Source organism: Microbispora oryzae, from assembly GCF_017896165.1.
In the GTDB taxonomy this organism is placed as follows: domain Bacteria; phylum Actinomycetota; class Actinomycetes; order Streptosporangiales; family Streptosporangiaceae; genus Microbispora; species Microbispora oryzae.
In genome coordinates this window covers 328,503-346,737 of record NZ_JAFCNB010000006.1, presented here as the reverse complement: position 1 = coordinate 346,737, position 18,235 = coordinate 328,503, and the positions used below count along the sequence as shown (strand labels likewise).

The 18,235-nt window shown below is 68.1% G+C and carries 17 protein-coding genes, 1 tRNA gene and 1 pseudogene; 13 read left to right on the top strand and 6 right to left on the bottom strand.

Going from position 1 to position 18,235, the window contains the following annotated elements:
- The first annotated feature begins 270 nt into the window (after positions 1–270).
- The 4 genes from JOL79_RS35765 (at position 271) to JOL79_RS14465 (ending at position 7,112) form a co-directional block, all read left to right on the top strand.
- Entirely contained in the window at positions 271–486 is a 216-nt protein-coding gene (locus JOL79_RS35765) for a hypothetical protein (RefSeq protein ID WP_372446772.1), read from the top strand.
- 170 nt (positions 487–656) lie between these two features.
- Complete coding sequence (locus JOL79_RS14475) at positions 657–965, top strand: helix-turn-helix domain-containing protein (protein ID WP_210156291.1); 309 nt, start codon at positions 657–659, stop codon at positions 963–965.
- Between the two features lie 210 nt (positions 966–1,175).
- A complete protein-coding gene (locus JOL79_RS14470; RefSeq protein ID WP_210156290.1) occupies positions 1,176–5,033 on the top strand; it encodes a ThuA domain-containing protein in 3,858 nt (1,285 codons plus the stop codon).
- Positions 5,034–5,072: 39 nt separating this feature from the next.
- A complete protein-coding gene (locus JOL79_RS14465; protein WP_210156289.1) occupies positions 5,073–7,112 on the top strand; it encodes a ThuA domain-containing protein in 2,040 nt (679 codons plus the stop codon).
- 59 nt (positions 7,113–7,171) lie between these two features.
- On the opposite strand, the pseudogene JOL79_RS14460 reads toward JOL79_RS14465, so the two are convergent.
- Positions 7,172–7,294, bottom strand: a pseudogene (locus JOL79_RS14460) (transposase); the annotation flags it as partial.
- A gap of 89 nt (positions 7,295–7,383) precedes the next feature.
- On the opposite strand from JOL79_RS14460, the gene JOL79_RS14455 reads away from it, so the two are divergent.
- Positions 7,384–7,818, top strand: a complete 435-nt coding sequence (locus tag JOL79_RS14455) for a tyrosine-type recombinase/integrase (RefSeq protein WP_210156359.1) — start codon at positions 7,384–7,386, stop codon at positions 7,816–7,818.
- A 26-nt stretch (positions 7,819–7,844) separates the two neighbouring features.
- Here JOL79_RS14455 and JOL79_RS14450 read toward each other — a convergent pair whose 3' ends face one another.
- The 3 genes from JOL79_RS14450 to JOL79_RS14440 all read right to left on the bottom strand — a co-directional run bounded on the left by JOL79_RS14450 (position 7,845) and on the right by JOL79_RS14440 (position 9,532).
- On the bottom strand, positions 7,845–8,156 hold the full coding sequence (locus JOL79_RS14450; RefSeq protein ID WP_210156288.1) for a hypothetical protein: 312 nt from the start codon (positions 8,154–8,156) through the stop codon (positions 7,845–7,847).
- Positions 8,157–8,414: 258 nt separating this feature from the next.
- Positions 8,415–9,275 (bottom strand): phosphotransferase enzyme family protein, encoded by an 861-nt coding sequence (locus JOL79_RS14445; RefSeq protein WP_230984805.1) that lies wholly within the window; start codon positions 9,273–9,275, stop codon positions 8,415–8,417.
- Positions 9,276–9,458: 183 nt separating this feature from the next.
- Positions 9,459–9,532, bottom strand: a tRNA-Gly gene (locus JOL79_RS14440).
- A 127-nt stretch (positions 9,533–9,659) separates the two neighbouring features.
- On the opposite strand from JOL79_RS14440, the gene dcd reads away from it, so the two are divergent.
- The 3 genes from dcd (at position 9,660) to JOL79_RS14425 (ending at position 11,991) form a co-directional block, all read left to right on the top strand.
- Positions 9,660–10,235, top strand: coding sequence for a dCTP deaminase (dcd, locus tag JOL79_RS14435; protein WP_210156286.1), 576 nt, complete (start codon positions 9,660–9,662; stop codon positions 10,233–10,235).
- Between the two features lie 139 nt (positions 10,236–10,374).
- Positions 10,375–10,992, top strand: coding sequence for a DUF47 domain-containing protein (locus tag JOL79_RS14430; RefSeq protein WP_210156285.1), 618 nt, complete (start codon positions 10,375–10,377; stop codon positions 10,990–10,992).
- Positions 10,993–11,991, top strand: coding sequence for an inorganic phosphate transporter (locus JOL79_RS14425; RefSeq protein ID WP_210156284.1), 999 nt, complete (start codon positions 10,993–10,995; stop codon positions 11,989–11,991).
- Positions 11,992–12,003: 12 nt separating this feature from the next.
- Here the strand turns inward: JOL79_RS14425 and mshD are convergent, their stop codons facing one another.
- A complete protein-coding gene (mshD, locus tag JOL79_RS14420; RefSeq protein ID WP_210156283.1) occupies positions 12,004–12,894 on the bottom strand; it encodes a mycothiol synthase in 891 nt (296 codons plus the stop codon).
- Between the two features lie 131 nt (positions 12,895–13,025).
- Between mshD and JOL79_RS14415 the strand changes: the two genes are divergently transcribed.
- A complete protein-coding gene (locus JOL79_RS14415) occupies positions 13,026–14,759 on the top strand; it encodes a bifunctional metallophosphatase/5'-nucleotidase (protein WP_210156282.1) in 1,734 nt (577 codons plus the stop codon).
- A gap of 97 nt (positions 14,760–14,856) precedes the next feature.
- On the opposite strand, the gene JOL79_RS14410 is transcribed toward JOL79_RS14415, so the two are convergent.
- Positions 14,857–15,570: a winged helix-turn-helix transcriptional regulator gene (locus JOL79_RS14410; protein ID WP_210156281.1), complete on the bottom strand. Its 714-nt coding sequence runs from the start codon at positions 15,568–15,570 to the stop codon at positions 14,857–14,859.
- A gap of 239 nt (positions 15,571–15,809) precedes the next feature.
- On the opposite strand from JOL79_RS14410, the gene JOL79_RS14405 reads away from it, so the two are divergent.
- Genes JOL79_RS14405 through JOL79_RS14390 form a run of 4 tightly spaced genes read left to right on the top strand, consistent with a single transcriptional unit; the run spans position 15,810 to position 18,096 of the window.
- Positions 15,810–16,058, top strand: coding sequence for a MoaD/ThiS family protein (locus tag JOL79_RS14405; protein ID WP_210156280.1), 249 nt, complete (start codon positions 15,810–15,812; stop codon positions 16,056–16,058).
- A 43-nt stretch (positions 16,059–16,101) separates the two neighbouring features.
- Positions 16,102–16,782, top strand: coding sequence for an LmeA family phospholipid-binding protein (locus JOL79_RS14400; protein WP_210156279.1), 681 nt, complete (start codon positions 16,102–16,104; stop codon positions 16,780–16,782).
- Between the two features lie 49 nt (positions 16,783–16,831).
- Positions 16,832–17,344: a sigma-70 family RNA polymerase sigma factor gene (locus JOL79_RS14395; RefSeq protein WP_307848523.1), complete on the top strand. Its 513-nt coding sequence runs from the start codon at positions 16,832–16,834 to the stop codon at positions 17,342–17,344.
- Complete coding sequence (locus JOL79_RS14390; protein WP_210156277.1) at positions 17,341–18,096, top strand: anti-sigma factor family protein; 756 nt, start codon at positions 17,341–17,343, stop codon at positions 18,094–18,096. The genes JOL79_RS14395 and JOL79_RS14390 overlap by 4 nt, the downstream gene beginning before the upstream one ends.
- Positions 18,097–18,235 lie beyond the last annotated feature (139 nt).

Here is an 18,235-nt window from a genome sequence, read left to right as displayed (position 1 = left end):
GGGCGAAATGGGTCGCCTTCGAATTGGCCCCTGAGATCGCCGCCGCGTACGGCGTCAGTCCGTTCACCTTGGCCCACAAGACGCAGGTGCGAGGAACGGGCATGCTTGCGCTGACGCCATATGTAGCGGACCACAAGGCATAGAGGCGAACCACTCTTCGCGACTCTGACGCGTGAAGCCGTCTCTTGGCTCGCTACGTTAGGAGCTGTTTGATGTTCGGATCTTGGTGGGGTCCGGTGGCGGACTGGTCATGGCTGATAGAAGTCGGATGTGGCGCGCTTTGATGTGACCGATGCCGAGTGGGCGTTGATCGAGCCGCATTTGCCGGTGGCCGCGACCGGCGCAGACGACACCGACGACACCGACGCGTCGTCGGGCCAGGACCGCGCCGCTGCACGGCGACGCCGTAAGGCCGGGGCGAAGGCTGCCGGGCTCGGCCGATCCCGAGGCGGGCTGAGCGGCAAGATCCATGCCGCGGTGCGTTAAATCGTTCGCACAATACGTAACGTTCCGGTAACCAGAGCGAGAAGGTGGCTGAACTGCACAGATGTGAGGGATGCCAACTCGTTACGGAGTTGAGGGGTACACGGCCCGACATTGCCGTGTTACAACTCCTGATTAGTTGATCTGGGAGACAAAGAGGGCAGGAGGTGCGGATGGCGTACAAACCGCCCTTTACCCGCGCCTCGGGCGGCGCCCCGCCGACGGGTCCCGCCACGCTGCGCCGGGCGAACCTCTCGCTGGTGCTGCGCGAGCGCGCATCCCTGTCCCGTGCCGACATCGCCCAGGCGACCGGGCTGCATCGGGCCACCGTCTCCAACCTCATTGCCGACATCGCCAGAGGCCTGGCCTCTGGCGACCGGCGTGTGACGATGGCGGTGGCTGGCGCGGCGAGCATGGTGATCAACCACATCATCGACGACCCGACCACGATCATGGATTTACCCAGGCCGACACCTTACTGACGGCCCCACAGACCTGGAGACGGCAACCTTCAGCAACCGCAATATCCGCTACCACCAAGTGGCAATAAGCGCGGCGGCGCGCGCCTTGCCTGACATCCCCCCAGTCAGGAAGGCTTTTACATGTCACCACGTCATCGAACGTGGGCCAGGCTGCTCGACGCAGCCCTGCCAGAAAACGGACGACGCCCGAGACGTCGCACCGCGACCACGATGGCCTTAGCTCTCATCGCCCCTTTCATCACGCTCCTCGCGACGCCGGTGAGCGGCGAGGCCGCCACGGCGGCTGAGCCCGCTTTCAAGGTGCTCGTGGTGCGCAGCACCCAGGACGCGGTGTCGTCGGCCGGCCTGGCCGCGATCCGGGATGCGGCCAGAACCGGTCATTTCACGGTCGTGGCGCCCGGGCCCGCTGACGTGGGCGACCATTTCACGGAGAAGAAGCTGGAGCAGTACCGCGCGGTCGTGTTCTTGGACACGGGTCTCGCGAGCCCGCTCACGGACGCGCAACGCGCGAACTTCGAGAGCTACTTCCGCGACGGCGGCGGCTTCGTCGGCGTCGGCTCGGCGGTCGAGACCGACGAGTCCTGGTCGTTCCTGACTGACATCCTGGGGACGCGTGCGTCCGGCAGGACCGACGTGCAATCGGGTGACGTGAAGGTCGCCGACCGCGTCCACGACGCGAGCAAGGATCTGCCGCAGTTCTGGTCGCGGACCGACAACTGGTACAACTTCACGAAGAACGTCCGCGGTCTGTCACACGTCCTCGCCACCGTCGTCGAGGACCCGTTCGGGCCGCAGCCGCAGGGCGCCGACCTCGACGGGATCGCCGGGGGCACGATGGGCGCCGATCATCCGGTCTCGTGGTGCAAGGACTTCCAGGGCGGCCGCTCGTTCTACACCGGCCTGGGCAACACGGCCGCGAGCTTCGACGCCGGCCTCACCAAGCACATCAAGGGCGCGATCGGCTGGGCCGCGGGCCAGGCCGACCCGGTCTACAGCGATTGCGGCGCGACCGTGCTGGCCAACTACCAGCAGACGAAGATCGGCTCGCCGCCGAACCTGCAGGAGCCGATCGGCTTCGATCAGCTGCCGGATGGCCGCGTTCTGCAGACGGACCGCCTCGGTTCGCTGCGCATGCACGACTCGACCACGGGCGTCACCACGGTCGTCGCCAACTTCGCCGATCCGAGCCTGCCGATGACGCAGCAGATCTACTCCGCGGGCGAGGACGGGCTCTATGGCCCCGCGGTCGACGCCAACTTCGCGACCAACAAGTGGGTCTACCTCTACTACTCGCCGAAGGAGGTCACCGACGTCAAGCTGAGCGACGGATCGGTCGTCACCCAGATCACGCCGAATACCACCCCGCCGAACGTGGCGGCGTCCAAGACCGCGTGGGATCCGTACGTGGGCTATTTCCAGCTCAGCCGCTTCAAGTTCGTCGACGCCACCGACAGCACGCCGGCGCACCTCGACATGGGCTCCGAGCAGCAGATCATGCGCGTGCCGGTCAACCGCCAGGAGTGCTGCCACGTCGGGGGCGACATCGACTTCGACAAGCACGGCAACCTCTGGATGGTCACCGGCGATGACACGCCCGCGGGCGGCATCAACGGCGGCGGCTACGGGCCGTACAACTCGCAGAAGACCGACGAGCAGCAGACCGTGCGCGTCACCGACGCGACGGGTGGCACGTTCACGCTGACCTTCGAGGGCCAGACGACGGAGCCGATCGCGTGGAACGCGGATCGCGATGCGATCGACGCGGCGCTCGAGGCGCTCTCGAACATCGAGGCGGATGAGATCCAGACCAGCGGCGGCCCGGTCAACACGTCGAACGTCAACGTGTTCTTCCGCCGCGGCAAGCAGCAGTCCGATCAGCCGCAGATCACCGCCGACGGCGCCGGCCTGACCGGCACCGCCACGCCGGCGATCGCCACCAACACGGCGCAGGCGGGCGGCTGGTATCAGCGGCTCACCGGTGACTCGCGCCGCAGCGCGCTGAACACCAACGACCTGCGCGGCAAGGTGCTGCGGATCAAGGTCAAGGATGGGAACATCTCCGCCGCCGACGCCAACAAGGTCGACTTCGGCTCCGGCACGGGCGCCTACTCGATCCCGTCGGGCAACCTTTTCCCGCTGGTCGCGGGCGCGCCGCAGGACAAGACGCGGCCGGAGGTCTACGCGATGGGTTTCCGCAACCCGTTCCGGATCCAGGTCGACGAGAACGACGTGGCCTACATCGGCGACTACTCGCCCGACGCCCAGACACCGCAGCGCTCACACGGCCCGGCGGGCACCGGCCGCTACGAGATCGTGCGCAAGCCGTCCAACTACGGCTGGCCGACGTGCTACAAGCGCGACCTCGCGCACTACCAGTGGAACTTCCACGAGTTCGCGCCCGGCACCACCACCGCGGGCACGCCGCTGAACAACCCGCCGCAGAAGTTCGACTGCGACGGGCCGACGCAGCGCAACGACTCGCTGTGGAACATTGAGGGCGGTCCGACGGTCGAGCCGGGCCTGAGGGACGTCCCGCCGGTCACCGACCCGGACATCTGGTACTCCTACCGCGACAACAACCCGAGCGCGCCGCTCGGCACCCCGTGCGAGGCCTACTACGCGCCGACCCCGGGCCCGATCGCGCTCGGCTCGACGACCGAATGCCCGCGGCTGTTCCCCGAGCTCTACACCGGCGGCGTCGGTCCGCACGGGGTCACGAAGTACCACTACGACCCGGAGAACCCGAACCCTCACAAGTTCCCGCCGTACTACGACGACTCGGTGATCATCAGCGAGTGGACGCAGGACACGCTGCGCGAGGTCAAGCTCGACAAGCAGAACAACCACGTCCAGAAGATCAACAACTTCCTGGATTGCGGCAGCCGTGCGAACGCCGGGGCAGGCAGGTTCCGGTTCGAGTGCGACAACCCGATGGACTTGCAGTTCGGTTCTGACGGCGCGTTCTACCTGCTGACCTACGGCAACGGGTTCAACGTCATCAGCCCCGACGCGGGCATGTACAAGTGGGAGTACGTCAAGGGCAAGCGCGCGCCGAAGGCCGTGCTCACCACGGACCGCACCGACGGCTCAACGCCGCTGACGGTGAACTTCTCCAGCGCCGGCTCGCTGGATGAGGATCCCGGCGACTCGATCCGCTACGAGTGGAACTTCGGCGACGGCTCGGCGATCGAGACCGACCCGAACCCGACCCACACCTACACGCAGTCCGGCCGCTACACGGCCGTGCTGACCGTGCTCGACTCGTCCGGCAAGCAAACCTCGACCAGCACCGTGATCACCGTGGGCAACACGAGCCCGACGGTGGTCGTGAATACGCCGGTGGAGGGCGGGACGTTCGCGTTCGGCGACGACATCCCGTTCTCGGTCACGGTCACCGACCCCGAGGACGGGACGGTGAATTGCTCCGAGGTGCAGGTGACGTTCGTGCTCGGCCACGACGCGCACGGCCACGCCGAGGAGTCCGTCAACGGCTGCTCGGGCGTGCTCCACACGGAGGCCGACGACGTCTCACACGGCGGCACCGTCTCCGGCGTGGTCCAGGCGCGCTACACCGACCACGGAGGTCCGGGCGGCGTCCCACCGCTGACCACAACCGGCCAGCACCAGATCCGCCAGAAGCACCAGGAGGTGGAGTTCGTCGTCAACCAGTCCGGCACCAACACGGCGACCAACACCGACGGCGGCGCCGGCGTGCACCGCGGCAGCCTGGGCTCGGGCGACTGGCTCCAGCTCAACGGCCCATTCAACCTGACCAACATCGACTCGATCACGTTCCGCGTGGCGGATGCGACGACCGGCCGCACGCCCGGGTCGCCGCTGGCGGCAATCGAGGTCCGTCAGGATTCGATCACCGGGCCGATCCTGACGACGGCCAACCTCGTGTCCACCGGCGGGACGGGAACCTGGACGAGCCAGACGTTCCCGGTCTCGATGTCCGGGACGCATGAGCTGTTCCTGGTGTTCCGCTCGGTCACGAGTGGCGCCACGGGCGGCAACCTGTTCAACCTCAACTGGGCCGAGTTCGTCGGCACGGGCATCGGCACCTAGCGAACCCGCCCGTATAGCGGCAAGAGAGAGAAGACACTCATGCGGAGAAGATTTCGCACATCGGTAGTGGCCGCCTGCGTGACGGCGGCCGCACTCATCCCCGCGGCACCGTCGTGGGCAGAGGAAACGACACCGCCGACGATCAACGTGGCGACGCTGTCGCCCTCTGCGCCGACCGGCCAGAACAACTGGTACCGCGGCCCGGTGACGCTGAACATGTCGGCGACCGACGACGTCGGCATCGACAAGTTCCAGTACTCGCTCAACGGCGGCGCCGCCTACATCGACGTGCCCGTCGCGGGGGCGCCGGCGTCGGCCACGGCGTCGGCGGTGATCACGCAGGAGGGCAACACCAGCGTCCGATACCGCGCGGTCGACACGGCCGGAAACGTCGCGGCGTTCCGCTCGATCTCGGTCCGGATCGACACGCGCGCGCCGGCTGCATCGTACCCGGTGATCACCGACGGTCACGTCGGTCACGTCGCCACACTTATCCCGACGCGCACGGACCCCGCCCCCGGCTCGGGCGGAGTGGCTGTGCTGAACATGTACCTCGACGGCAAGCTGGTCCCGCCGTTGCCGGTGCAGACCTCCGACCTGTCGCTCGGCGTGCACACGCTTGCGGTGCATCTCTCTGACGCTGCTTCCAACAGCGCGAAGTACACGCAGACGTTCATCGTGACGACATCGTTCGCGGACGCCGGCACGCTGATCGCCCGGTTCGTGACCGCCGGCAGCGTCCCGGCGGAGGTCGGCGCGGCGCTCCAAGCCAAGCTCGACCAGGCGAAGGCGCTCGCCGACGCCGGTTCGGCCAAGCGCGCGAGCCAGGTCCTGCACGAGTTCGTCTCGATCGCCAACAGCCGGATCAAGCCCGGCTCGGCCCGCAGCACACTCGTGGGCGATGCGCGTTACCTGATCGACCAGCTCAACGGCCGGCTCGCGCCGGAGCCCGCGACGGGCCTCAAGTCTGAGCCCGCGGAGGGCCCGAAGTTCATCCCGGACCCGGTGCTCGCCCCGCTCCCGCACAACCCGGACGCCGACTACAACGTCCTGGTCTTCTCCAAGACGACAGGATTCCGGCACGACCACATCCCGCACACCGTGGCCGCGATCCAGAAGCTCGGCATCGCGCACCACTTCAACGTCGACGTCTACGACCCGCAACTCCCGACCGTCACGCTGCCCACGAGCCCGTTCCTGAGCCTCGACACGCTCAAGCAGTACGACACGATCGTCTTCGAGTCCAACGTCGGGCACCCGGGCCCGCTCGATGCGATCACCGAGCAGCCGAACTTCGAGGCCTACATGAAGCAGGGCGGTGGCTATGTCGGTATCCACGGCGCCGCCGACTCGTTCGAGATCGGTACCTGGCCGTGGTACGGCGACCTCGTCGGTGGGTTCTTCACCGGCCATCCGAACGGCCAGAACGGGTTCGGCCAGTGCGGTAGCTGCATCCACACCGAGGTGGTGACCGAGGACAACACGCACCCGGCGACCGCGCATCTCCCTGCCCGGTGGATGACGGTCGACGAGCTCTACAACTTCGACCGCAACATGCGGGCCGACGTGCACACGCTGCTGAGCCTCAACGAGGACAGCTACCAGCGCAGCCTCAACAGCGGCAACGCGGCCACCAACCCGCTGCGGCTGATGAACGGCGACCACCCGATCGCGTGGTGCCAGAACTGGGACGGTGGCAAGGCGTTCTCGCTCATCCTCGGCCACTTCCGGACGCAGTACTACGACGACTCGTTCATGCGGATGATCCTCGGCGGGATCGAGACGACCGCCGGCCGGAAGAGCGCCAACTGCTCGTCCTACCGCGAGACCAGCCTGCTGATCGAGGCTGACCGAGCGGCCGGGCTGCTGACCGCGGACGCCGCGGACGCCGCCGGTGCCGCCCTGGGCATCGCGCGGGACAGCTACCTGGCGACCAAGTACACCAGCGCCATCCCGGCGCTGAACTCGATCGTCGCCCTGGCTAACAACAAGGCATCCGGCGACGCTGCGGCGCGTTCCGAGCTCGCGCGGCAGGCGCGCGAGCTGCGGGAGTGGATGCAGAACCTCAACCGCCGCTGACCCGTTAACGCGGCGGGGGCGGTGGATCCGCCGCTCCCGCCGCGCTGACGCTGGAGCGCCAACGTCCGCCCCCGCGAGGAGGCATGAGCCAGGAACACACCGATCTGGCAGTTCTCTGTCCGTCCGGCCGTACCGGAGTATTGCCGTTGAACACCGGCCGAGCGCGTGCCCTTCTTGAGGAAGCACCCGCTCGCGCGGCTCGGAGCGAGCGAACCGGCCCGCGATCCGCTGATGTAGCTCCGCCGGCCCTGCAGACCACACCTCAAGGTCCATCGCCGCCACGAGATACAGATGCTCACAAAAGCAGCCCGACTGTACAACTGCCGTTGCAGTACTAAGAGAGCATCTGAACACCTACGTTCAGGACGAGCCCGGAGCGCTGCTCTTCCCCGGGGCCAAAGGCGGTGCCTTGCGACGGAGCGGCTTCAACACCCGTACGCGCTGGGTGGATGTGGTCAAGGACATGGACCTGCCCGGCCTGCACTTCCACGATCTGCGACACACGGGCAACATGCTCGCCGCCGAGTCCGGCGCGGGTCTCAAGGACCTGATGACCAGGATGGGGCACGACAACGTCCGGGCGGCGATGATCTATCAGCACGCGGTCCGGGGCGCCGACAGGGCGATCGCGGATGCGATCGACAAGCACATCAGTGGGGCGGATGAAGAGGGCGACGCGCCTGGTCTCGTCGTTCTCGAAGGTTGATCGCACGTAGCGAAAGGCCGGCGTCGTCACATGCGTTCGCCAGCGAGACGGGCGATCTCATCTACGGTTCCGATCGGCATGCTGATCCCGATGTCCCACGTCTCGTCGTCGCGACCGATGAGGATGGTCGCCTGCTCCTCGCTCCTTGCCCAGAACACGGGAGAGCCAGCGCAGATGCCCACGGCGAGGGAGCGGCGAGAATTCCAGTCCGCCTGCCTGATTTCGTGGAGGCGTGCCAAGTCCGCTACGGGTGCCCAGATGTTGAGCTCCCACGTCTCGGCCTGGAGCTTCACCACGACCACGGAGTCATCGGAATCATCCAAGGTGACGTCAACCACGCGGCCATGATCGCACCACGACCCTAATTGCACGCGAATCGAACGGCCGATCGAAATGGCGTACGGGCACGCAACGGGCACGCCACGGTGTCGTGTGCCCCTCCGGACCACCCGCGTAGGCAAGCTGCCGGTCATAGCCGACATTCAAGGACGAGCGAGGCGGTGCCGATTCGATCTTGTCTGCCTCGGCTGAACCTGTGATCCGGCGTCGATCGCGCTGCATTCTCGTCGATCGCGCAGGGTACGTATTGGGTGACCTCAGCGATCGCAAAAAGGTCGGGAGAGTTCGAGATCGGCGTCCACTCGGCGCAACCCGTCGAAACCCCAAGTGTTGACGCCCTGCAGGTCGACCTCGTTGTGAATGCGAACAGCAAGGTCGCGCAGCGAGCGGGCGAGCCGGGCGTACTCGAGGTGGGTGAAGTCGAGTCCCTCCGCGCCGTAGGCGCGCAGGAAGCGCACAGGATCGGGCCCGCACAAGGCGGCGAACACATCGTGCTCGCGCGGCGCCAGCATCGCGTGACCCCAGTCGAGCAGCGTCGCGATGCGGCCATCGCGATCAATGAGGACGTTGTGAGGGAATAGGTCGTGGTGGCACACGACGTGGGGCACGTCGATCGCGCGTGCCCGTTCGATCACCGTTTCGAGTCGGTCGACGTTGCCCATGACCTCGTCGCGGCGGTCGACGAGCCAAGGGTGGTCGTGCCGGTCGCGCAGCACCTCGATGCACCACTCGTCCATTTCGGTGCGGGGCAGGACGAGGTCAGTTACTTCGTGCACGGAGCGCATCGCCCGCGCGATCGCGTCGGCATCGTTCCACGTTCCCTGGCGGCCGTCGACGAACGGGAACAGCGCGTAGCGCCGGCCAAGGTGTTCGGAGGTGTAAGAGCCGTCAAGTGCTCGCTCCGCCGCGGGAACGGGGATGCCCCGAGTGGCCAACTCAGCGGTCAGCGCCAGGCTGGCGTCACTGTCGGGCTGCTGACGCCAAAGTTTCATGAACCAGCGCCCGTCGGTGAAGGCATCCGCTTCGAACCCGCCCGGATGCGGCCGCAATTCGCCCACCTCAACACCGAAGGCGTCGCGGACCTGAGCCGTCGTCGGCGGTCGTACTTCGCTCCACATCAAGCCAGGACGCTACAGCCATGGGATAGATCGTCAAACAGAGACTTGGCGCGAAGGACGGTGGCGATGATTCGCCCTACATCGGAGCCAAGATCGACTGATCTGGCACGCGAGTGAGAAACAGGCCCAAGAAAGATCAAGGAACCAGGTCGGGAATCAGCCTCTGACCTGGGCCTCAGTGCGTGGAGCGGGTGACGGGAATCGAACCCGCGCTGTCAGCTTGGGAAGCTGATGTTCTGCCATTGAACTACACCCGCGTGACCGGCCTGGAAGCCTGCCGCGTCCCTACTGTAGCGGATCGCGGGCGTGCTGCTGCAGTCCTCCAGAGGAAGATCCCCGACATCGATGCTTCTGCCCCGGTCAGGGCCGGTTAGCCTTGCACCCGTGCTGCTATCCGATCGCGATATCCGGGCCGAGATCGACTCAGGCAGGGTGCGGCTCGCTCCCTACGATCCGGCGATGATCCAGCCGTCCAGTGTCGACATACGGCTCGATCGTTACTTCCGCGTGTTCGAGAACCATCGATACCCGCACATCGACCCGGCGACGGAGCAGCCCGACCTCACCCGGCTCGTGGAGCCCGACGGCGATGAGCCGTTCATCCTGCATCCGGGGGAGTTCGTGCTGGCCAGTACGTACGAGGTGATCAGCCTTCCGGACGACATCGCCTCCCGTCTGGAGGGGAAATCGAGCCTGGGTAGGCTTGGCCTGCTCACGCACTCGACGGCGGGGTTCATCGACCCCGGCTTCGATGGGCACGTCACACTTGAGTTGTCCAACGTCGCGACGCTGCCGATCAAACTGTGGCCGGGCATGAAGATCGGGCAGCTGTGCATGTTCCGGCTCAGCTCCCCGGCCGAGTTCCCGTACGGCTCGGAGAGGTACGGCTCTCGCTACCAAGGGCAGCGGGGACCCACGCCGAGTCGTTCGTACCTCAACTTCCATCGAACCAAGATCTAAAAGTGTCACCGCAGAGGGTCCGGGCAACCACAAGGAGAAGGGAAGGTTACAAGCATGCGAGCGCAGCTTGAACTTCGCATTTCATCTGGTAAGCCGTACTCTTCTCTGCGGACCATCCCCGCACATCTGGAGAAATGACGTGCGCCTGCGTCTCACACCCCGTGAGGACAGCTACTACGACTTGTTCGCCGACTCAGCGAACAACCTCGTCACCGCATCGCGTCTGCTGGTCGAGATCATCAGCGACGGTTCGGACCGGGATGCTCTGGCCGAGAAGATGCGCGCCTGCGAACACGCGGGCGACGAGCGCACTCACGCGATCATGAATCGTCTGAACGAGAGCTTCATCACGCCTTTCGACCGCGAGGACATCTACCGCCTGGCGTCGAATCTCGACGACGTGATGGACTTCATGGAGGCCGCGGCCGATCTGATCGTCCTCTACCAGATCGACCACCTTCCCAAGGAGGTCGTGCGGCAGGTGGAGGTCCTGGAGCGGGCAGCCGAGCTGACCGCCGAGGCGATGCCGCGGCTGCGCTCGATGCAGCACCTCAACGAGTACTGGATCGAGGTCAACCGCCTGGAGAACCAGGCCGACCAGATCTACCGTCACCTGCTCGCCAAGCTTTTCAACGGTGAGTACGACGCTCTCACGGTGATGAAGATGCGCGAAGTGATCGAGCAGCTCGAGGCGGCGGCGGACGCCTTCGAGCATGTGGCCAACACCGTCGAGACGATCGCGGTCAAGGAAAGCTAAGTGGAGCTCGCGCTTGTCGTCGGCGTGATCGTCATCGCGCTGGCGTTCGACTACACCAACGGCTTTCACGATGCGGCGAACGCCATCGCCACCTCCGTCTCGACCAGAGCCCTGACCCCCAGGGTGGCCCTGCTCATGGCCGCGGTGATGAACTTCATCGGCGCGCACCTGGGCGAGTCCGTGGCGCTGACCGTGGGGAAGGGCATCATCGACGCCCCGGGCGGCCGGCACGGGCTGGTCATCGTCGGCGGGGCGCTGATCGGCGCCATCGTGTGGAACCTCATCACCTGGTACTTCGGCCTGCCCTCGTCCAGCAGCCACGCCCTGATCGGCGGCCTGGTGGGCTCCGCCATGGCGGCCAGTGCGGCGGTGCACTGGAACGGCGTGATCGAGAAGGTCGTCATCCCCATGGTGCTCTCACCTGTGGTCGGCTTCACGCTGGGCGGCATCATCATGATCGCCATCCTGTGGATCTTCCGCAGGTCCAACCCCCACAAGGCCAGCAAGGGATTCCGGTACGCCCAGACTCTGTCGGCCGCGGCCATGGCACTCGGCCACGGCCTCCAGGACGCCCAGAAGACGATGGGCGTCATCTTCCTCGCGCTCACCGTCGGGGGATACGCCTCGCCGGATGCCCACATCCCCGAGTGGGTCATCACGGCGTCGGCGCTGGCGATCTCTCTGGGCACGTACGCCGGCGGCTGGCGGATCATGCGGACGCTGGGCCGCCGCATCATCCACCTCGACCCGCCCAGGGGCTTCGCCGCGGAGGCGGCGGCGGCCTCCGTCCTCTACACGGCGGCCATCGGCTTCGGCGCGCCGATCTCGACGACGCACACCATCACCAGCGCGATCATGGGGGTGGGCGCGACCCGCCGCCTGTCCGCCGTGCGCTGGGGGATCGCGGGCAACATCATCACCGCCTGGGTGCTCACCATCCCCGCCGCCGCGCTGGTCGCGGCGCTGGCCTACTTCCTCCTCAACCTGGTCATCGGTTAGCCGGGCCGGGACTCACCGGCGATACATCACGTCCGTGTCCCAATGGGTGAACCCCAGTGACTCGTACAGCCGGATCGCCGGTGTGTTCTCCTCGTCCACGTAGAGCATGACCTGGGCGAGGCCGCGCGAGCGCAGATGGGCCAGCCCGGCGAGCGTCAGCGCGCGGCCCAGGCCCGAGCCACGCTCGCCGGGCGCAACCCCCACCACGTAGACCTCGCCGATCGGGCCGCCGGCCTCGCCCTCGTGCACCTTCGTCCAGTGGAACCCCGCCAGGGCGTCGCCGCGTACGGCGAGGAGGAAGCCGGCGGAGTCGAACCACGGCTCCCGCTCCCGCTGCTTCAGGTCGTCGATCGTCCAGGCGCCCTGTTCGGGGTGGGTGGCGAAGGCGAGGGCGTTCAGCGTGAGCCACGCCTCCTCGTCGCGGCCGGGTTCGAACGCGCGCAGCCGTACGCCGCCCGGGAGCGGGGCCGCGGGCAGCGGGTCAGTGAGGGGGCGGCGCATCCGCCAGAGGGCCCTGGCCCGGTCGAGGCCGAGGGCGCGGGCGAGGCCGGCCGCGCCCGGGTGGTCGCCGTGGGCCCACAGCCGGACGTGCCCGCCGCTCTCCTCCAGCACCGCCTCCAGCAGGCGTCTGCCCAGTCCCCGCCGGCGGTAGCCGGGGTGGATCACCAGTTCCCCGCTCGGACCGTCCGCCGAGGCGCCCAGCTGGGCGAACCCCACTGCGGCACCGTCGTCCCGCAGCACCAGGGCCCGCACCCCCGGGCCCCCGCCGTGCCGGAGGTGGAGCATCGCCTGCTCGTTCAGCGGCCGGACGCCGTCCGCGTCCGTGGCGGCATCGGCCACTGCGAGCACGGCGGCCACATCTGTGTCGCTCAGCCGGTCGTGGATTTCCACACGCGTGTTCATGTACCGCACATTAGGCGAGCGGGAACGCTTGGCGAACGGAGGGCTTCGGCAAAAACAGCCCTTTACTGCCAGTTTAAATCGTTACCTTTGCGCCATATGCCGATTAGGTGGTCCCTTTACTGTCGGGGACCATGACCCGAGCTCTCCTCCCCCGGCTGGCCGTCGCCGGCATCGCCGTGATCGGAATCGCGGCCATGTCCGCCGGTACGGCCGGCGCGGCTCTCGTGCCCAGTTCCCACCACAAGCCCGGCAAGCCGGGCAAGCCCGCGGCGTCGGTGCCGGTGCGGCTGCTGACCATCAACGATTTGCACGGCAACCTGGAGCCGCCGACCGGCTCCGGCGGCCGCATCGTCGACGAGACGGGCCAGACCGTCGACGCGGGCGGGGCGGCCTATCTGGCCACCCACCTCAAGCAGCTCACCGACAAGAACACGCTGATGGTGGCCGCCGGAGACCTGATCGGGGCCTCGCCGCTGCTCTCCGCCGCCTACCACGACGAGCCGACCGTCGCCCTGCTCGACAAGCTCGGCCTGAAGGCCTCCTCCGCCGGCAACCACGAGTTCGACGAGGGCATCACCGAGCTCAACCGCATCATGAAGGGCGGCTGCCACCCGGTCGACGGCTGCTCCCCGGCCGGCCGGTGGAAGGGCACGAGCTTCGACTTCCTCGGGGCGAACGTGCTGAAGGAGAGCAACGGCGCGTACGCCCTGCCGCCCTTCTACGTGAAGAAGATCAACGGTGTGAAGGTCGGCTTCATCGGCCTCGTCACCCAGACGACGCCGAGCATCGTCACGGCCGCCGGGATCAAGGGCCTGAAGTTCACCGAGGAGGTCGGCGCGGCCAACAAGGTGTCGAGGCTGCTCGCCCGCGCCGGCGTGAAGGCCCAGGTCGTGCTCGTCCACGAGGGTGACAACGTCACGCCCGGCCAGAGCCCCGACGCCTGCCCGGTCGTCCCCGGCGCCGGCTCCCGCATCGCCGCGGGACTCGACCCGCAGATCGACCTCGTCGTCAGTGGCCACTCCCACCAGGCGTACATCTGCAAGACCACCGACCCGGCGGGCCAGGTGCGCTACTACACCCAGGGCTCGTCGTTCGGCCGCGTCATCACGCAGATCGACTTCCAGGTGGACAAGAAGACCCACGACGTGATCCGCTCCAGCGTGGTCGCCGACAACCACGTGGTCACCCGTACGGTCACCCCCGACCCCGAGACCGCGGCGTACGTGCAGACCTGGAAGGACCGGGTCTCGACCGTCGCCAACAAGGCCGTCGGCAAGATCACTGCGAACATCGGCAGGGACTCCGGCGGCACCGGGGAGTCCGCGCTGGGCGACCTCATCGCCGACGCGCAGCTCGAGGCCACCAAGAGCGGCGGAAACGCCGAGATCGCGCTGATGAACCCCGGCGGCGTCCGGGCCGACCTGACCTACGCCCAGAGCGGCTCCGAGGGCGACGGCGTCGTGACGTACGGCGAGGCCTTCACGGTCCAGCCGTTCAACAACCTGATGCAGGTCGTCACGCTCACCGGCGCCCAGCTCAAGGCGGTGCTTGAGCAGCAGTGGACGGCCTCGGGCACCAAGGTCCTGCTGCCGTCGGCGTCGCTGACCTACACGGCGGACCTCACCAAGCCGATCGGCTCCCGGGTCTCCGACATCAAGATCAACGGCACCGCGGTGACCGACGCCCAGCAGATCAGGGTCGCGGCCAACAACTTCCTGGTCGGCGGGGGCGACGGCTTCACCGTCTTCACCCAGGGCACCGACCTGTGGAGCGGCCCGCTCGACATCGACGCGTTCGTGGCCTACCTCGGCGCGCACTCGCCGATCGCGCCGCCCGCGACCAACCGCATCACGTTCGTCCAGTAACGCCCCTCCAGTCACACACGGAAGGCCCGTCCCCCAGTGGGGGACGGGCCTTTCCCGTAGGTCGTGGCGGGCCGGTCTCCCGGAGCACCCGGTACGGCTACCGCCGGGCGGGCTCGGCCTCGCTCGGCTGCTCGCCGCCGCGGTCCGGGACGAACCGGTAACCGACGTTGCGGACGGTCCCGATCAGCGCCTCGTACTCGGCGCCGAGCTTGGCCCGCAGTCGCCGCACGTGCACGTCGACCGTCCGGGTGCCGCCGAAGTAGTCGTAGCCCCAGACCTCCTGCAGCAGCTGGGCGCGGGTGAACACCCGGCCGGGGTGCTGCGCCAGGTATTTGAGCAGCTCGAACTCCTTGAAGGTCAGGTCGAGCGCCCGGCCGCGCAGCCGCGCCGTGTAGGTGGCCTCGTCGATCGCGAGATCGCCGCTGCGGATCTCGTCGGGCACCTCCTCCGCGGCCGCCAGCGACAGTCGTCCCGTCGCCATGCGCAGCCGCGCCTCGACCTCCGCCGGGCCGGCCGTGTCGAGGATCACGTCGTCGATGCCCCACTCGGCGGTCATCGCCGCCAGACCGCCCTCGGTCACGATCGCCATGAGCGGGCAGGCGATTCCGGTGGTCCGGAGCAGCCGGCACAGGCTCTTGGCCTGCACGAGCTCCCGGCGTGCGTCGACGAGGATGGCGTCGGCGGGCTGGGTCTCGATCAGCGCGGAAGCCTCGGCGGGAGCCACCCGCACCGAGTGGAGGAGAAGCCCAAGTGCCGGCAACACCTCCGCTGAGGGCTCCAGGGCGTTGGTCAGCAGGAGCAGGTTGCTCACATGCGCCTCCTTGCACCTCATGGGCTCGCGCTGTTTGCAGCACTGGAAACCGCGACGGCCGTACAAACGCGTAAGGACCCGGGGGCCACATCGCCCAGGTCCATTACTTCGTAGGGTAGCCCACAGGAAGTTTGGGTCCAATGTGCGTCCTACGTGTGAACAACACGTCACGTGGCTATTCCGCGTAACGTGACGGTGGCGCTGAGCGGTCACGAAGGTGACGGAGAGGAGCCCGGAGGATGGCCACCGGTACGGTCCGCTACTGGGCCGCGGCCAAGGACGCCGCGGGCGTCGCGGAGGAGCCGTTCGCGGCCGACACCCTCGGCGACCTGCTCGCGCAGATCTCCCGTAACCCCGAGCTGGCCCGTGTGCTGCGCCGCTCGTCGTTCCTGGTCGACGCGGCCCCCGCCGGGACCCGTGATCCCCATTCAATCACCCTGCCCGACGGCGCCGTGGTCGAGGTTTTGCCGCCCTTCGCCGGGGGATGAGCGGCTACGTTGATCACCTGGGCGGAGCTCCCGGAGGAGACGGATGCGCAAGTTCGTCGTTTCGCTGATCCTGCTCGTCATCGTGCTCGTGGTCGTCGACCGTGTCGCCGCCGCGGGCGCCCAGAACGAGATCGCGCGGCAGGTGCAGGCGACCTACGACCTGGAAGAGCCGCCGTCCGTGGAGATCAAGGGCATCCCGTTCCTCACCCAGGCGCTCTCCGGCAAGTACGAGGAGATCGACATCGCGCTCGGCTCGCTCACCCGGCAGGGCGTCGAGCTGTCGGACGCCCGGGCGACCCTGCACGGGGTGAACGCGCCGCTGGCCCAGCTCATCCAGTACGCCGCCGGCACCTCCATCACGGTCGACCAGGTGACCGGATCGGTGGTGATCCCGCTGAAGGCGCTCGCCGCCCGCGCGCCCAAGGGGATCCGGCTGACCGGGGGTCGCGGCGACACCCTCGCGGTCTCGGGGAACATCAGCGTGCTCGGCCGTGAGGTGCCCGCGACGGCGGACATGAAAATCGAGGTCGTCAAGGGCGCGATCCGGCTGACGCCGGTGGACGTCAAGCTCGCGGGAGGCATCCCGGTGCCCAACCCCGAGAAGCTGATGACGTTCACTGTCCCCGTGAAGAACCTGCCGTTGAACCTGAAGATCACCCAGGTGAGGACCACGCCCCAGGGCCTCACTGTTGAGGGCACCGCGACCCATGTCCGACTCAAGTGACCTCGGTCACTCCGATGAACCGGACAGTCCCGCCGTACGTGATGAGGGCGTGAGGCCAGCCGGAACCGCCGACGAGGAGCTCATACGCGCACTCTTCGAAGATCACGGGGGGCCGCTGTACGGATACGTGCTGCGGCTGACCGGAGATCCGGGAAGGGCGGAGGACGTGGTGCAGGAGACCTTGCTGCGAGCTTGGCGGCACCCCTCGGTGCAGGAGGGGCGCCCCGTGCGCGCCTGGCTGTTCACCGTGGCCCGCAACCTCGTCGTCGACCAGCACCGGGCCAGAATGGCCCGGCCGCAGGAGACCGGGGACGAGGCGCTCGCCGTCCTGCCCGCCGACGACGAACTGGACCGGGCGCTGGAGTCGTGGGGCGTCGCCGAGGCGCTGGCCTCGCTCAGGCCGGAGCACCGGGAGGTGCTCCTGGAGACGTACTACCGGGGGAGATCGGTGAAGGAGGCGTCGGAGGTCCTCGGCATTCCGCCGGGCACGGTGAAGTCGCGGACCTACTACGCGCTCCGGGCACTGAAGCTCGCCCTGGAGGAACGGGGGCTCGCGCCATGACGTGTGACGAGGTGCGCATCTCCCTGGGCGTCTACGTCCTGGGGGCCCTCGACGACGAGGAGACCGCTCGGGTGGAGGCCCATCTGGACGGCTGCCCGGACTGCCGGGCCGAGCTCGCCGAGCTGTCGGGCCTGCCGCCGCTGCTCGCCCGCGTGTCCGCCGACGAGATCGCGCACGCGTCGGAGCCGCCCAGGGCCGTGCTCGACCGGCTGCTCGCCGACTCCGTCCGGCGCAGACGCCGCTCGCGGGCGCTGCTGACGCTGGCCGCCTCCATCGTGGTCGCCGCCCTCGGCGGGACGACCTGGCTGGGCCTCGCCGGGGACGGCGGGGGACAGGTCACGTCGGCCGCGGCCGCGTCCGCGGCCGCGGAGGGGTCGGCGCAGGCGCCGCAGGACAACGTCCTGATGGCGCCCGTCACGCCGGGCGCGGACGCCAGGTCGAAGGTCGCCCCCGACCGTCAGGCGGCCACCGCCGCGAGCGTGCGTCTGGCGATCAAGATGACGCCCACGAAGGACGGCACCCGCGTCGCCGCGGAGGTCTCCGGAGTGCCGGTGGGCACCGCGTGCACGCTGCACGCCGTCGGCGTCGACGGGACGGTGACCGAGGTCGCGAGCTGGTCGGTGGATCCCGCGTCGTACGGCGCGGACGGCACGAGCACCTACGAGAGCTCCACGGCCCTGCGGGCCCACCAGATCAGCCGGTTCGAGCTGCGCGACCAGGACGGGCGGACGCTGGCGGCCGTCGACGTGTGACCCGGCCGCTCGGCGGGCCCGCGCCGGAAACACGCATCCCGGAAACAGGCGCGGGGAATCGCGCGCCGGGAATCATCGGCGGCGCGTCGCGGTTCGCACCTCACGATGACTGGAATCGCCGTGCTCGTCGCCACACTCG

Coding starts and splice junctions, on each gene's coding strand:
- JOL79_RS14405 (WP_210156280.1), top strand. CDS start 15,810: ATGGCCACCGGTACGGTCCGCTACTGGGCCGCGGCCAAGGACGCCGCG.
- JOL79_RS14445 (WP_230984805.1), bottom strand. CDS start 9,275: ATGTGGAGCGAAGTACGACCGCCGACGACGGCTCAGGTCCGCGACGCC.
- mshD (WP_210156283.1), bottom strand. CDS start 12,894: ATGAACACGCGTGTGGAAATCCACGACCGGCTGAGCGACACAGATGTG.
- JOL79_RS14400 (WP_210156279.1), top strand. CDS start 16,102: ATGCGCAAGTTCGTCGTTTCGCTGATCCTGCTCGTCATCGTGCTCGTG.
- JOL79_RS14415 (WP_210156282.1), top strand. CDS start 13,026: ATGACCCGAGCTCTCCTCCCCCGGCTGGCCGTCGCCGGCATCGCCGTG.
- JOL79_RS14470 (WP_210156290.1), top strand. CDS start 1,176: ATGGCCTTAGCTCTCATCGCCCCTTTCATCACGCTCCTCGCGACGCCG.
- JOL79_RS14390 (WP_210156277.1), top strand. CDS start 17,341: ATGACGTGTGACGAGGTGCGCATCTCCCTGGGCGTCTACGTCCTGGGG.
- JOL79_RS14465 (WP_210156289.1), top strand. CDS start 5,073: ATGCGGAGAAGATTTCGCACATCGGTAGTGGCCGCCTGCGTGACGGCG.
- JOL79_RS14475 (WP_210156291.1), top strand. CDS start 657: ATGGCGTACAAACCGCCCTTTACCCGCGCCTCGGGCGGCGCCCCGCCG.